This is a genomic window from Geothrix terrae, from assembly GCF_022808775.1.
Classification (GTDB): Bacteria; Acidobacteriota; Holophagae; order Holophagales; family Holophagaceae; genus Geothrix; species Geothrix terrae.
This window is the reverse complement of the sequence record NZ_JAKZLA010000004.1, coordinates 244,292-257,957: the sequence shown is the minus strand read 5'-3', so window position 1 is coordinate 257,957 and position 13,666 is coordinate 244,292. Positions and strand designations below refer to the sequence as shown.

Genomic DNA, 13,666 nt, shown 5'->3' with positions numbered 1-13,666 from the left:
TCCCCCAGAGCCTCCCCATCCTTCCCCTTTCGGAGATCCCATGGCCACTTCCACCAAGTCCGAAGCCCTCATCCAGCAGGAGAACCAGTTCGGCGCCCACAACTACCACCCGCTGGATGTGGTCTGCACCAAGGGCGAAGGCGTCTTCCTCACGGACGTGGACGGCAAGAAGTACATGGACTTCCTGGCCGCCTACTCCGCCGTGAACCAGGGCCACAACCACCCGAAGATCGGCGAGGCCATGATCGCCCAGGTGAAGACCCTGGCCCTCACCAGCCGCGCCTTCCGAAACGACCAGTTCCCGCCCCTGCTCGAGAAGCTCTGCAAGCTCACCGGCTTCCAAAAGGCCCTGATGATGAACAGCGGCGCCGAAGCGGTCGAAACGGCCTTGAAGGCCATGCGCAAGTGGGGCTACGACAAGAAGGGCATCGAGTACGGCAAGGCCGAGATCATCGTGGCCGACGGCAACTTCCACGGCCGCACCACCACCATCGTGGGCTTCAGCACCGATCCCGACAGCACCAGCCGCTTCGGCCCCTTCACCCCCGGCTTCGTCATCGTGCCCTACGGCGACCTGGAGGCCGTGAAGAAGGCCGTGACCAAGAACACCTGCGCCATCTTCATGGAGCCCATCCAGGGCGAGGGCGGCGTCATCATCCCGCCCAAGGGCTTCCTCAAGGGCCTGCGTGAGGTCGCGGACCAGAACAATCTCCTCCTGGTGCTGGACGAAATCCAGTCCGGCCTGGGCCGAACGGGCAGGCTCTTCGCCTTCGAGCACGAGGGCATCCGCCCCGACGGCGTCACCATCGGCAAGGCCCTCAGCGGCGGCTACTACCCCGTGAGCGCCTTCCTGGCCAACGACGAGGTGATGGACGTCTTCACCCCCGGCATCCACGGCAGCACCTACGGCGGCAACCCGCTCGCCTGCGCCGTGGCCAGCGCCGCCCTCGATGTCCTCGTGGACGAGAAGCTGGTGGAGAAGACCGCCGAGCTGGGCAGGCACCTGGAGGCCCGCCTCAAGGGCATGAAGACCGACAAGCTCAAGGAGGTCCGCGTCATCGGCCTCTGGGCCGGCGTGCAGCTCAAGCCCGAGGCCGGCGGCGCCCGCAAGTACTGCTACCTGCTCAAGGACCGCGGCATGCTCTGCAAGGACACCCACGTGGACACCATCCGCCTGGCGCCCCCCCTCGTCATCACCAAAGAGCAGGTCGACTGGGCCGTGGACCAGCTCGAGGCCGTGCTCCAGGCCTGATTGGACCCCGAAGTCACACCCCCGTGACTGACATGGTCCCGGGGAAATGGGAAAATAGGCCTCTGAGACGGGAATTTCACATCCCTCGACGAGGCCTTCCCATGCTCGAGCTCCTCCTGACCTGCCTCCTGGCTTCCGCGCAGGCCGCTCCGCCCCTGGAGCCGGCCGGGGTCCACCTCTCCGGGACCATCCCCGCGTACCGAGGGGAACCCGCGCCCCCGGATTGGGTGCGGCTGGACTCGCACGCCCTGGCCGACCCGGATTGCCGCCACTACGGCTACGAGGTCTATGCGGGCGAGGCCCAGTGGTTGGTGCGGTACGTGATGTTTCCGGAGGGGCGGGAGGAGTTCCGGGAGATCGAACAGGTCTTCCTCTACCCGAAGGAGAGGGGCAAGGCGAAGGTGGAGCGCATCGCGCCGGCCAGCCTCCAGGTCGAACCCGAGGCGGTCCGCTGGAAGGGCGAGGTCTTCCGCCTGGTGGACCGGCGCGACCTGGTCCGCGATTGAACGCGGCCCTGTGGGCCGCGCCCTGCGCATGCCTCACCCGGGGGTGCCTACCGCTCGCGAGAGTGCCTCCTTCCGCTTCCGCCTGCCCGATCCCATGGTGGGTCGTCCCCGCCGGACGCGGGAGGAGCGTGGAGGAGCAGCCATGAAGACCTACCAAATCACGTCAGGCCGCGGGATCACCAGCCTGGAGCTGGTCGAGCGGGAGCTTGCGGCGCCGGGTCCGAACCAGGTGAGGGTGCGCATCCGCGCCGTGGCCCTGAACTACCGTGACCTCATGATCGCCGACGGGACCTACCTGAGCGCCTCGCCCGCGCCGGTGGTGCCGGCCTCGGACGCCGCCGGCGAGGTGGTGGCGGTGGGCCCAGGCGTCACCCGCTTCCGAGTGGGCGACCGCGTGGCCAGCACCTTCTTCCCGCGGTGGATCCACGGGCGACCCACTCCGGCCAACACCGCCGGCGCCCTGGGAGCCGTGGCGGACGGCGTCCTGGCCGAAGCGGCGCTCTTCCACGAAGAGGCCCTTGTGGAAGTGCCCGCCCACCTGGATTTCCGCGAGGCGGCATCCATCCCCTGCGCCGGCGTCACGGCCTGGAACAGCCTCTTCGTGGAAGGACGCCTGAAGGCCGGGGACAGCGTGCTTCTGCTGGGCACGGGCGGCGTCTCCATCTGGGCCCTGCAGATCGCCAGCGCCGCCGGCCTGCGCACCATCCTCACCTCGTCGAGCGACGCCAAGCTGGAGCGGGCCCGCGCCCTCGGCGCCCACGAAACCCTCAACTACCGCGAGATCCCGGAGTGGCAGGACGAGGTGCGGCGCCTCACCGGCGGGGAGGGCGTCGACCTGGCGCTGGAGGTGGGGGGTCTCGGGACCTTCGAGCGTTCTATGGCCAGCACGCGCATGGGCGGCACCGTGGCCATCATCGGCGGCCTCAGCGGCTGGGCCGGCGCCTTCGACCCCTTCGCCGTGATCGGCGGCGCGAAGCGCCTCGCCGGCATCTTCGTGGGCAACCGGGCCATGTCGGAGGATCTCGGCCGCTTCCTCTCCGCCACGGGTGTCCGGCCCGTGATCGACCGGGCCTTCCCCTTCGCCCAGACCCGGGAGGCCTACGAGCACTTGCGGTCCGGCCGCCACTTCGGGAAGGTGGTCATCGACCTGTAGCCGGTCCGCTCCCAGGGGAACCCCATGTCCGAACCCGCGCAGGGACGCCCGTCTCCCGGGCGTACGTTGGCCTACGGGGCCCACCCGGACCAGGTGGCCGACCTGTGGCTGCCGGCCTCAGACGGGCCCCTTCCGCTGATGCGGATGTGGCACGGGACTTTCCGCGGGCGGCCACCTCGTCCTCTGGGCCGCCCTCTCCCGGTCCAGCCGGAACGGCGGGTCCGTGGCGGCCCGGAGTTGTGACCGATGGCGCTGTGGGGACCCGGGCCCGGGAGTAGCCTGGGAAAAGATCTCCCCACAACCATCACCACGATCTGACCTCCGGGAGGATGTCCATGGGCCGCAGTCCCTTCGCCACGGGTCTAGACAAGAACCAGGCCAACCACGTCCAGCTGTCGCCGCTCACCTTCATGGAGCGCGCCGCCATGGTCTTCCCGCGCAAGAAGGCCATCGTCCACGGCGACCGGGCCATCACCTGGTCCGAGACCTACGCCCGCTGCCGCCGCCTGGCTTCGGCCCTGGTCCGCCGCGGGGTGAAGCCCGGGGACACCGTGGCGGCCATGCTGCCCAACGTGCCCGCCATGTTCGAGGCCCACTTCGGCGTGCCCATGGCCGGGGCGGTGCTCAACACCCTCAACACCCGCCTGGACGCGGAGTCCATCGCTTTCATGCTCAAGCACGGCGAGGCCAAGGTGCTGCTCACGGACCGGGATTTCGCCCCCACCATCCGCCGCGCCCTGGAGCTGCTGGAGGACCAGGAGATCCTGGTGGTGGACGTGGATGACCCCGCCGCCAAGGGCGACCTGCTGGGTTCCATCGAGTACGAGCAGTTCCTCCGGGAGGGTGATCCGGACTTCGCCTGGCAGCTGCCGGCAGACGAGTGGGACGCCATCTCCCTCAACTACACCTCGGGCACCACGGGGAACCCCAAGGGCGTGGTCTACCACCACCGGGGCGCCTACCTCAACGCGGTGGCCAACGTCCTCAGCTGGAACATGCCGCCGCACGCGGTCTACCTCTGGACCCTGCCCATGTTCCACTGCAACGGCTGGTGCTTCCCCTGGACCGTGGCCGCCCTCTCCGGCGTCAATGTCTGCCTGCGCCAGGTGGATCCCAAGGCCATCTTCGAGCTGATCCAGCGCCACGGCGTGACCCACTTCTGCGGCGCCCCGGTGGTCCTCGGCATGCTCATCAACGCTGCCCACCTCATCCCCGAAGGGCTGGGCCACCCAGTGTCCGCCGCCGTGGCCGGGGCCGCGCCGCCGGCCGCCATCATCGAAGGGATGGAGAAGCTGGGCGTCAGCATCACCCATGTCTACGGCCTCACGGAGACCTACGGTCCCGCGGGGGTCTGCGTGAAGCGGGAGGAGTGGGCCGAGCTGCCCCTCGGGGAGCGCGCCCGCCTGAACGGTCGCCAGGGCATCCCCTACCTTCTCCAGGAGGCCATGACCGTGATGGACCCGGCCACCATGCAGCCCGTGCCCGCCGACGGCCAGACCATGGGCGAGATCATGTTCCGCGGCAACATCGTCATGAAGGGCTACCTCAAGAACCCCGCGGCCACCGAGGAGGCCTTCGCCGGCGGCTGGTTCCACACCGGGGACCTGGCCGTGCTGGAGCCCGACGGCTACGTGAAGATCAAGGACCGCAGCAAGGACATCATCATCTCCGGCGGCGAGAACATCTCCTCGCTGGAGGTGGAGGACGTGCTCTACCGCCATCCCGACGTGCTGGTGGCCGCCATCGTGGCCAAGCCCGATCCCAAGTGGGGCGAGGTGCCCTGCGCCTTCGTGGAGCTGAAGGAGGGCGCCACGGCGAAGGAGGAGGACATCATCGCCCACTGCCGGACGCACCTGGCGCGCTTCAAGGTGCCGCCCATGGTGGTGTTCGGATCCATCCCCAAGACCTCCACGGGCAAGATCCAGAAGTACGTCCTGCGCCAGCGCATGAAGTCCACAGACGCCCTCAGTTAGCCCCGGTCACTCATATCTCAGCGCATCGATCACGTCCAGGCGGGCGGCTTTCAGCGCGGGCAGCAGGCCGGCCACAAGGCCGACCCCGGCACTGAAGCCCAGGCCCAGCAGGATGGCCCATCCCTCCGTGACCGCCGGGACCTGCATGCGGGCCAGGAGGGCGATGGCCATGAATGCCAGCGCGACGCCGAGGATGCCGCCAAGCCCCGCGAGAGCCACGGTTTCAGAGAGGAACTGCCAGAGGATGGCCCGTCGTGTGGCGCCCACGGCCCGTCGCATGCCGATCTCCCGGGTCCGCTCGGTCACGCTCACCAGCATGATGTTCGAGATGCCGATGCCTCCGACCACCAGGGAGATGCTCGCGGCGACCGCGAGAAGGGCCGTCAGGATGCCCGCCTGCCGCTCCATGGCCTGGACCATCTCATCCTGCTTCCGGATGTTGAAGGGCGTCACTTGGCTGAGGGGCACCTTCAGGTGCTGCCGGAGCAGGGCGGTGATCTCCGCCTCGGCGAGGCCGGTCTCGCCCTCGTGCGCGCTGACCACGATCCGCTGGATGGTGGTCCGCCCCATGACCTTGCGCATCACGGTCGTGTAGGGGGCCACGACGAGGTCGTCCTGGTCGCCCCACATGCCGGCGCCCTTGCGCTCCAGCAGCCCGACGACCTGGAAGGGGAGCGTGCCGATGCGGATGGTCTGCCCCAGCGGATCATCCCCGTACGGGAAGAGGGTGGCCTTGACGGTCTGGCCGATGACGCAGACCAGGGCCTGGCCCCTCACCTCGCCCTCGGTGAAGAAGCGCCCGGCCTCCAGTTCCCAGGCTCGGATGGTCTGGAATTCGGGCCCGGTCCCCTGGACATGGGTGATGAAGGTGGCGTTCTGGTAGATCACCGGCCGCGTGGTCTGGACCTGGGGCGTCGCGGCCCGCACGCTGGAGTCCTGCAGCTCCGTCTGGATCAGCGCGGCATCGTCGTCCTTGAGGATCTCGCCGCTGCCCATGGCCTGCGGTCCATGGTGGGTGTGGGTTCCGGGGACTCCCGGGAAGATGGTCAGCATGTTGGAACCCATGTTCCGGATGATCGCGACGGAGGCCCGCTTGGACCCCTCGCCGATGCCGATCATCGCGATGACGGCGCCCACGCCGATGATGATCCCGAGCATGGTCAGGATGGCCCGGAGCTTGTTCCGCGCAGTGGCTACCAGGGCTTCCTTGACCAATTCGAGAACCCCCATGGGCGCCTCCCGAATCCCGCTGTCTTCCCGCTGGAGACCATTCTAGCCGGTCGGTCCAGCCACCTTCTGGGCCGCCGGCGTCCGGAACCTCGCCAGCATCAGGCCGGCGGCGAGCGAGATGCCGAAGGTGGCGATCCACAGGGCCCGCGGCCCGGCCTTGGCGTAGGCCAGCACGCCCAGCCAGGGGCCCAGGGCCAGGCCCACGGCGAAGCAGAGCGAGAGCAGGCCCATGTACTCGCCCCGCCGGTCCGGCGGGGCCAGGGTGGCCACGGCATCGCTCATGGCCGGGAAGAGCGTCATCTCGCCGAAGGTCCAGATCATCGTGGTGAGGATCAGCATGATGTGCCCCGTGGCCCAGGCCGTGAGGCCGAAGCCGAAGGCGAGGAACAGCGAGCCCAGGAAGAGCTGCCGCCCATGGGGCCAGCGGGCCATGGCCAGGTTGAGGGCCACCTCCAGGGCCACGATGAGCAGGGTGTTCACCGTGAACAGCAGGCCGTAGAAGCGGCTGCCCAGGCCCAGGTCGCGCACCACCCAGAGCGGCAGCGTGCCCTCGATCTGGAAGAACACCATCAGCATGGGGATGAAGGGCAGCAGCAGGAAGGCCAGGCGGCGGTCCCGCCAGGGGCTCGCGCCCGGCGCATGGCCATGGGGAGCGGCGGGGCGCGGGGCCGAGGTGAGCAGCAGGCCCAGCAGCACGGCACCGGCCAGGGTGCTGAGGCCATCGGTCCAGAACACCCAGGTGTAGCTGTGGTGGGCGATGACGCCCCCAAGGGCCGGGCCCACGGCCATGCCCAGGTTCACCGAAAGCCGATGCAGGGCGTAGACCGCCTTGCGCTGCTCCGGCGCGGCGAGGTCCGCCAGCAGGGCCATGGCGCTGGGCCAGAAGGCCTGGGTGAAGGCGGCCCAGAGGAAGATGAGCACGAAGAGCAGGGGCCTCGCATTGGCGAAGGGCAGCACCAGCATCAGCGCGCCGGAGATCCAGAGGCTGGCCTTCAGCACTCGGACGTGGCCCAGCCGGTCCGCCAGCCGGCCCGCGAAGGGGCCCGCCGTCAGCGCTCCGGTGCCATAGACCATCATGCCGAAGGCCGCCTGCTCCGGCGTCCAGCGGCGGGCTTCCGTGAGGTAGAGCACCAGGAAGGGCAGGGCCATGGTGCCCAGCCGGTTCACCAGGGTGCTGGCGCAGACCAGCCAGACTTCGCGGGGGAGGCCTCGGAGGCCGCGCCAGGGGTTCATAGATTTAAGGATCTCCACGAAGGGCACCAAGACATGAATCAAGAATACGAAGGAGATCGGGGCAGGTGGAGCACGTGGCGTCGGCCTTTCTTCGTGGCCATGCCTTCTTTACTTCGTGTCCTTCGCGGATCCGCTTTTCTCCCTGGGTGACCGGCACCACTCGCTCCAGCTCCCCACGTAGAGGGCCGCGCCGGGGAGGCCGGCCACCGCCATGGCCAGCAGGTTGTGGCAGGCGGTGACGCCACTGCCGCAGTGGACGGCCAGGCGCTCGGGAGACACGCCGCCCAGGGCCGCCTCGTACTGGGCCCGCAGGGTTTCCGGGGCCTTGAAGCGGCCGTCGGGACCCAGGTTGTCGGCCCAGTAGAGGTTCACGGAGCCGGGGATGTGGCCGGGGACGGGATCGAGGGTTTCGTTCTCGCCGCGCCAGCGCTCGGGGGAGCGGGCGTCCATCAGCTTCCGCGCGGGGTCGCGGCGGATCGCCTCCACCGTCTCCGCGTCCACCAGGGGCAGGCGCCAGCGGTCCGCAGGATGGGGCGGAAGGGTGCTCGCGGCGGGAATGTCGGCAGTCAATGCCAAGCCGGCCTCCAGGGCCGCGGGCAAGCCCCCGTCCAGGACGGCGACCCGCTCATGGCCCAGCGCCCGCAGCATCCACCAGAGCCTCGCCGCGGCGTTGCTTCCGCCCGCGGCGTCGTAGGCCACTACCTCGGTGTCCGGTCCGATGCCCCAGGCCCCGAGCTGGGCGGCGAAGCGTGCCAGAGGCGGCAGGGGATGGCGCCCGCCCCGGGCCGGGTCGTGGCCCGGGTCGCAGGCCGCGCTGAGGTGGCGGTTCAGGTCCGCGTGGAAGGCTCCAGGCAGATGGCCGGCCGCGTAGCCGGCGGGATCCTGGCGGGCGTCCAGGAGGCGGATCGAAGCGAAGCGGTCGCGGAGGTCGGAAGCGGAGATCAGCGGCATCGAACCAGTATGAAGTCCCGGGGCGGGACAGTACCCTGAAGACTTGATGGCGGGAGCTCCCATGTCCGATGCCTACGTCCCCGAATCGCGCTGGCGCACGGCCGCCGCGGTGGCCCTGGTGGGTGGCGGCCTGCTGCTGGCGGGGGTGATGGGCTTCCGGACCCTCCGCGGGGAGGGGGCGCCCGCGGGCACGGACGTGAGCCGGGTGGCCTTCCTCGACGCCGATGGAGTGCGACACACCGTGGCCGAGTACAAGGGCAAGGTGGTGCTGGTGGACGTGTGGGCCACCTGGTGCCCGCCCTGCCGCAAGTCCCTGCCGGAGGTGGCGGAACTCCAGAAGGCCGGCGGCGACCGCTACGTGGTCCTGCCCATCTCGGTGGACCGGCGCGGCTGGGCCGACGTGACGCCCTTCCTCGCGAAGAATCCCCAGCTGGGGCTCAAGGCCTACGTGCCCGACGGGAAGGGGGGGCTGGAACCCCTGGGCGAGATTCGCGGCATTCCGACCACCTTCCTCATCGACCGTGAGGGCCGGGTGGTGAAGCGCTGGGTGGGCTACGGCGAAGGCATGGCAAAGCGGGCGCTGGACGAGGCCCTGCAGGGCCACTGACGTGGCGGCCCGCTGAGCCGAGGAAGTGTCGCGCCCGGTCCATGCCCGGCCCGCGCCCGGTGAGGCCTCGGGCTTCAGGTCCTCATCTGCCCGGTCACGGACGCGATGACCTGCTCGAGCGCGGCATCCGGAGAAAGGCTGACGTGGTCCCCGGGAACGGCGGGCCCCACGCCCAGGAAGGGCAAACCCGCGGCTTGGGCGGCCGCCAGGTCGTGGGGACGGTCCCCCACGTAGAGGTGGGGGCCGGGGCAGCCCTGGAGGGCCCGCCGCAGCAGGTCCGTGCGGTCGTGGCGGGGCAGGGAGCCCAGGCGGGGGATGGCCGGGTCGATGCCCAGGGTGTCAGCCTTGAAGGCCAGCAGATCCGGGGCGTTCCCAGAGACCACCCAGACGGAGTGGCGCTCCGCCAGGCGGTGCAAAGCGGCGAGGATGCCGCCATAGGCCACGGCCTCCCGTCCGCCGGGTGCGAAGGCCGCCCGGAAGCGGCCCACGCAGGCGGCCTGGTAGGCCTCGTATCCGGCTTCGTCCAGTCCCCGGCCGAAGCGCATCCGGTGCAGCTCGTCCACGATCTCCCAGTCCGTGGAGCCCGAGCAGCGGCCCAGGTCCTCCGCGGTGGGCGGCGCGCCCCAGAGATCGCCCAGGGCCTCCCTCAGCAGCACGAATCCGGAACTGAAGTGGCCCAGGGTTCCGTCGAGGTCGAAGCAGAGCGGCATGGCCCAGGATCGCATGAGATGGCATGCTCGAAGGTGAGGATGGTGGTTCCTTGATCCGATTGGCGCTCCTTCTGGCTCTCTCCCTTCCCGCGACGGCACAGGAAGGCCTCCGGTACCGCATGCAGATGTGGCTGCGCGGCGAGACCGCGCCGCTGGAGACGCGGTTCCGCCTCGTGGCCACCGAGGGCACCACCAGCCACAACCGCGTGAAGAAGCCCCGCATGGGGGGCTGGCGCCTGGAGGCGGACCGCGGCCAGGGCACGCCGTACTCCCAGGCCCTCCTGCTGGGGCGCGCCGAGCGCCTGCTCTATCTCGCGGGCCCCTCGCCGCAGACCCACGCGGAGCCCATCGCCCTGCGGTTCGGTCCCCGGAGCGTGCCGGTCTGGAGCCTGGAGATGCCCAAGGGGCTGCATGCCTCCACGGTCCTGGTGGAGGTGGCGCCGGGCCTGCTGGCCCTCTGCGACCTCAGCGCCCGCTTCGAGCAGGGCGACCTGGCCCGGATCGAGCTGCACCTGGAGAGCCTGGACGGCTCCGGTTCCCTGGCCCCCGCCGAGGCCGGGACCGTGCTGCTCAGCACCCTGAGGAGCTGGGCCCAGGAGGCCCGCCAGGACCCCGAGGACGGCAGCACGGTCCGCTGACCGGGGTGGACGCATCCCTCTGAGGACCGTGGTCTTCGGCATCCGATCTGGGTGTTCGGGCCCCCAGGGTTTAATCTGGAAGGCTCGGAGGGGTCATGCCGTTCAGGGACGAGTGCGGGGTATTCGGGATCTGTCCCCAGACGGAAGCCTCGCGGCAGACCTATCTGGGCCTCTACGCCCTGCAGCACCGGGGCCAGGAGGCGGCCGGCATCTGCTCCGGCGACGCCGAAGGGCTGCACCTGCACAAGGCCCTGGGCTACGTGGCGGACGTGTTCTCCGAAGCGGTCCTGGATGCCCTGCCCGGCGACGCGGCCATCGGCCACACGCGCTACTCCACCACCGGCGGCAACGTGGCCTCCGCGGCCCATCCCTTCCTCATCCACGGCCGCTTCGGCCAGGTGGCCCTCTGCCACAACGGGAACCTGACCAACACCGAGACCCTGCGCGCCGCCCTGATCGCGGACGGCCACACCTTCACCAGCCCCTCGGATTCCGAGGTGCTGCTGGCCCTCATCAACCGGGCCCAGGCGGACACCCTCGAGGACGCCGTGGTCTCGGCCCTCCGGCAGGCCGAGGGGGCGTACTCCCTGCTCATCCTCACGGACCACACCCTCATCGCGGCCCGGGATCCGCATGGATTCCGGCCCCTGGCCATGGGCCACATGAACGGCACCACCGTGTTCAGCTCGGAGACCTGCGCCTTCGACCTGGTGGGCGCGGCCTACATCCGCGACGTGGCCCCCGGCGAGATGGTGGTGGTGCCCCGGGACGGCAGCACGCTCCGCTCCGTCTTCCCCCTGCCCAAGGTCCAGCCGAAGCCCTGCGTCTTCGAGCACATCTACTTCGCCCGGCCCGATTCCCTGGTGTACGGGAAGAGCGTCATGGTGGCCCGCCGCGAGATGGGGCGGCTCCTGGCCCTGCGCCATCCCGTGGAGGCGGATCTCATCGTGCCCGTGCCCGACAGCGGCGTGAGCGCGGCCCTGGGCTACTCCGAGCAGTCCGGCATCCCCTTCGACTTCGGCATCATCCGCAACCACTACGTGGGCCGCACCTTCATCGAGCCCAAGCAGACCATCCGCAGCTTCGGGGTGAAGGTGAAGCTGAACCCCGTCCGGCACCTGCTGGCGGGCAAGCGGGTGGTGCTGGTGGACGACAGCATCGTGCGCGGCACCACCAGCAAGAAGATCGTGCAGATGGTCCGCGAGGCCGGCGCCAAGGAAGTGCACATGCGCATCGCCTGCCCGCCCACGACGCACTCCTGCTTCTACGGCATCGACACGCCCAAGCGGCAGCACCTCATCGCGTCGTACATGTCGCTGAAGGAGATCGAGGGCTTCGTGGAAGCCGACAGCCTCGGCTACCTGGACCTGAAGGACCTGGAATCCTGCATGGGCGATGACGGCCACGGGTACTGCTACGCCTGCTTCACGGGTGACTATCCGGTGGTCCCGGAAGCCAAGCCGTAACCTCGCTCACAGCACGGTGCAGCGGGTCGTCTCCTTCGCGCTGAAGGACTTCCCCAGGGCCGAGCCCTGGACGTCCGCGTGCTCGTCGAGCACCAGCAGCCGGTTCTGGGCGCGCTGGAAGCGGCGCCGGATGTCGATCTTCGTCCAGACGCTGGCGAGGAGCAGCACCCGCGCCCGGACCTCGATGCGGTGATCCATGGCCAGGGGCAGGCCGTCGGGCCCGATCCAGACCGTGGCCTCGTAGTCGGCCTTCTTCATGTGGCTGCGGGCCTCGGCATCCAGGTCCATGTCCATGGCCAGCCGCAGTCGGCGGGCGGGCCGGCCCTCGTAGGCCTCGGCCTTCTCCTCCAGCAGCCGGGCCTTCTCCAGCTGCTCCAGCAGGCCCTCGGCAGGGCGCAGCTCGTCGTGGAACTCGCCGGAGCCCTTCTTCGCCGCCCCCGGGGCCCGGGTGCTCCCCTTCGCCTTCGCCGGGGCGGCCGCGGCGCGACTGTCCTCCAGGATCCGCATCCCCTCCGATCCATCCTCCACCACGGTGGTCCGGCGCTCCGTGCTGTCCTTCCCGGACTCCCGCTCGAGGCTCTCCGCCTCCACCTTCACCTTGACCTTCGACGGAGCCGGCAGGCCCTTGAGCGCGGCCTTCAGGTCCGAGAGACCGTCGGCTCGGAGCAGGGCGCCGCAGAGCAGCAAGGCCAGGGCCATGGGCAGGGGCAGGCCAGGACGCATGGGGTCACCTCGGATGGGAGGACTACGGGGAACTCCCCCCCGGGTTGAGCCATGGGCTGAGCCGGGGGCATGGGGCCTATGATGGGGAGCCATGTGCCTCATCGCGCTCGCCTACCGCGCCCACCCGGACTTCGAACTCGTCATCGCCGCCAACCGCGACGAGTACCATGCGCGCCCCACGGCGCCCGCCGCGGCCTGGGAGGACGCCCCCGAGGTGTTCGGGGGCCGCGACCTGTCCCAGGGCGGCAGCTGGCTGGCCCTGTCGAGGGAGGGCCGCCTGGCCTGCGTCACCAACGTGCGGCGCCGGGTCGTCCCGGACCCGTCCGCCCCATCCCGGGGCGGTCTGGTGGCCTCGTTCGTGCGCGGCCGGCAACCGGCCCGGGTGTTCGCCGACGAACTCCGGGAGCGGGCCATGGCCTTCGCGGGGTTCAACCTGCTGCTCTGGGACGGGAGGGACCTGCGCTACCTGAACAACCATCCGCGGTTCCTCTCCCGGGAGGTGCCGCCGGGGGTGCATGTGGTCTCCAACGCGGATCTGGACACGCCCTGGCCCAAGACCGAGAAGCTCCGGCGGGCCATGGGGGCCTGGGTGGCCTCCGGGGATGGCGACGAGACGCCCCTCCTGGCCGCGCTGGCGGACCGGGCGCTCGCCGCCGACGCCGACCTGCCGGACACGGGCGTGGGCCTGGAGCTGGAGCGCCGGCTGTCGCCGGCCTTCATCGTCGATCCGGCCTATGGAACCCGCTGCACGACGATCACCACCCTGGGAAGGGATGGCGCGGTGCGGTTCACGGAATGGCGCTTCGATCCCGCAGGCCAGCTTGCCGGGCGCACGGATACCCGCTGGGCCATGCCCCCCGCAGGCGGCCCGGCATGAGCGGATCTGGGCCCTCGAACCCCTCCCAGGACCGCTTCGAGGACGGCCTGCGCTTCCTGGCCGCGGCCCTTGCCCTGGACATCGACCGCCGGCACAGCGGGGCCATCGTCTCGGCGGCCTGCGATGCCATCCAGTGCTTCCTGGCGGTCTTCGAGACGGCGGCCCAGCGACACCTCCCCGATCCGGATGGGGAGACCGCCCGTCTCCGGGGCCAGCTCGAGGCCCTGCTCACGCCCCACCAGTCCCCCGAAGACGCGGCCCGCAACGCCCTGGAGGCCGCCCGCCTGGCTCGCGACCAGGCCGCCCTGCTGCTGCCGCGGCTGATGGAGTAGGCAGCCCGAACAGAA

Annotated in this window: 14 protein-coding genes; 9 read left to right on the top strand and 5 right to left on the bottom strand. The window is 70.2% G+C overall.

What is annotated here, in order from left to right:
- Positions 1 to 40 precede the first annotated feature (40 nt).
- The 4 genes from rocD to MLE42_RS09950 all read left to right on the top strand — a co-directional run bounded on the left by rocD (position 41) and on the right by MLE42_RS09950 (position 4,884).
- Entirely contained in the window at positions 41 to 1,252 is a 1,212-nt protein-coding gene (gene rocD / locus MLE42_RS09965) for an ornithine--oxo-acid transaminase (protein ID WP_243287732.1), read from the top strand.
- A gap of 101 nt (positions 1,253 to 1,353) precedes the next feature.
- Complete coding sequence (locus MLE42_RS09960) at positions 1,354 to 1,758, top strand: hypothetical protein (RefSeq protein WP_243287731.1); 405 nt, start codon at positions 1,354 to 1,356, stop codon at positions 1,756 to 1,758.
- Positions 1,759 to 1,900: 142 nt separating this feature from the next.
- Positions 1,901 to 2,911 (top strand): zinc-dependent alcohol dehydrogenase family protein, encoded by a 1,011-nt coding sequence (locus tag MLE42_RS09955; protein WP_243287730.1) that lies wholly within the window; start codon positions 1,901 to 1,903, stop codon positions 2,909 to 2,911.
- Positions 2,912 to 3,246: 335 nt separating this feature from the next.
- Positions 3,247 to 4,884: an acyl-CoA synthetase gene (locus MLE42_RS09950; protein WP_243287729.1), complete on the top strand. Its 1,638-nt coding sequence runs from the start codon at positions 3,247 to 3,249 to the stop codon at positions 4,882 to 4,884.
- 6 nt (positions 4,885 to 4,890) lie between these two features.
- On the opposite strand, the gene MLE42_RS09945 is transcribed toward MLE42_RS09950, so the two are convergent.
- The 3 genes from MLE42_RS09945 to MLE42_RS09935 all read right to left on the bottom strand — a co-directional run bounded on the left by MLE42_RS09945 (position 4,891) and on the right by MLE42_RS09935 (position 8,298).
- Positions 4,891 to 6,114: an ABC transporter permease gene (locus MLE42_RS09945; RefSeq protein ID WP_243287728.1), complete on the bottom strand. Its 1,224-nt coding sequence runs from the start codon at positions 6,112 to 6,114 to the stop codon at positions 4,891 to 4,893.
- Between the two features lie 42 nt (positions 6,115 to 6,156).
- Complete coding sequence (locus MLE42_RS09940) at positions 6,157 to 7,347, bottom strand: MDR family MFS transporter (protein ID WP_243287727.1); 1,191 nt, start codon at positions 7,345 to 7,347, stop codon at positions 6,157 to 6,159.
- Positions 7,348 to 7,455: 108 nt separating this feature from the next.
- Positions 7,456 to 8,298, bottom strand: coding sequence for a sulfurtransferase (locus MLE42_RS09935; protein ID WP_243287726.1), 843 nt, complete (start codon positions 8,296 to 8,298; stop codon positions 7,456 to 7,458).
- 61 nt (positions 8,299 to 8,359) lie between these two features.
- Between MLE42_RS09935 and MLE42_RS09930 the strand changes: the two genes are divergently transcribed.
- Positions 8,360 to 8,905, top strand: a complete 546-nt coding sequence (locus tag MLE42_RS09930) for a TlpA family protein disulfide reductase (RefSeq protein ID WP_243287725.1) — start codon at positions 8,360 to 8,362, stop codon at positions 8,903 to 8,905.
- Positions 8,906 to 8,979: 74 nt separating this feature from the next.
- Here the strand turns inward: MLE42_RS09930 and MLE42_RS09925 are convergent, their stop codons facing one another.
- Complete coding sequence (locus MLE42_RS09925; protein ID WP_243287724.1) at positions 8,980 to 9,630, bottom strand: HAD family hydrolase; 651 nt, start codon at positions 9,628 to 9,630, stop codon at positions 8,980 to 8,982.
- A gap of 8 nt (positions 9,631 to 9,638) precedes the next feature.
- Between MLE42_RS09925 and MLE42_RS09920 the strand changes: the two genes are divergently transcribed.
- Together MLE42_RS09920 and purF are read left to right on the top strand one after the other, a co-directional pair.
- Positions 9,639 to 10,253, top strand: coding sequence for a hypothetical protein (locus MLE42_RS09920; RefSeq protein WP_243287723.1), 615 nt, complete (start codon positions 9,639 to 9,641; stop codon positions 10,251 to 10,253).
- A gap of 95 nt (positions 10,254 to 10,348) precedes the next feature.
- Positions 10,349 to 11,719 (top strand): amidophosphoribosyltransferase, encoded by a 1,371-nt coding sequence (gene purF, locus MLE42_RS09915; RefSeq protein ID WP_243287722.1) that lies wholly within the window; start codon positions 10,349 to 10,351, stop codon positions 11,717 to 11,719.
- A gap of 6 nt (positions 11,720 to 11,725) precedes the next feature.
- On the opposite strand, the gene MLE42_RS09910 is transcribed toward purF, so the two are convergent.
- Positions 11,726 to 12,442, bottom strand: coding sequence for a hypothetical protein (locus MLE42_RS09910; protein WP_243287721.1), 717 nt, complete (start codon positions 12,440 to 12,442; stop codon positions 11,726 to 11,728).
- 91 nt (positions 12,443 to 12,533) lie between these two features.
- Between MLE42_RS09910 and MLE42_RS09905 the strand changes: the two genes are divergently transcribed.
- Together MLE42_RS09905 and MLE42_RS09900 are read left to right on the top strand one after the other, a co-directional pair.
- A complete protein-coding gene (locus MLE42_RS09905) occupies positions 12,534 to 13,319 on the top strand; it encodes an NRDE family protein (protein ID WP_243287720.1) in 786 nt (261 codons plus the stop codon).
- Positions 13,316 to 13,651 carry a hypothetical protein gene (locus MLE42_RS09900; protein WP_243287719.1) on the top strand — a complete coding sequence of 112 codons (336 nt, stop codon included), beginning with the start codon at positions 13,316 to 13,318 and terminating at the stop codon, positions 13,649 to 13,651. The genes MLE42_RS09905 and MLE42_RS09900 overlap by 4 nt, the downstream gene beginning before the upstream one ends.
- Positions 13,652 to 13,666: the final 15 nt, after the last annotated feature.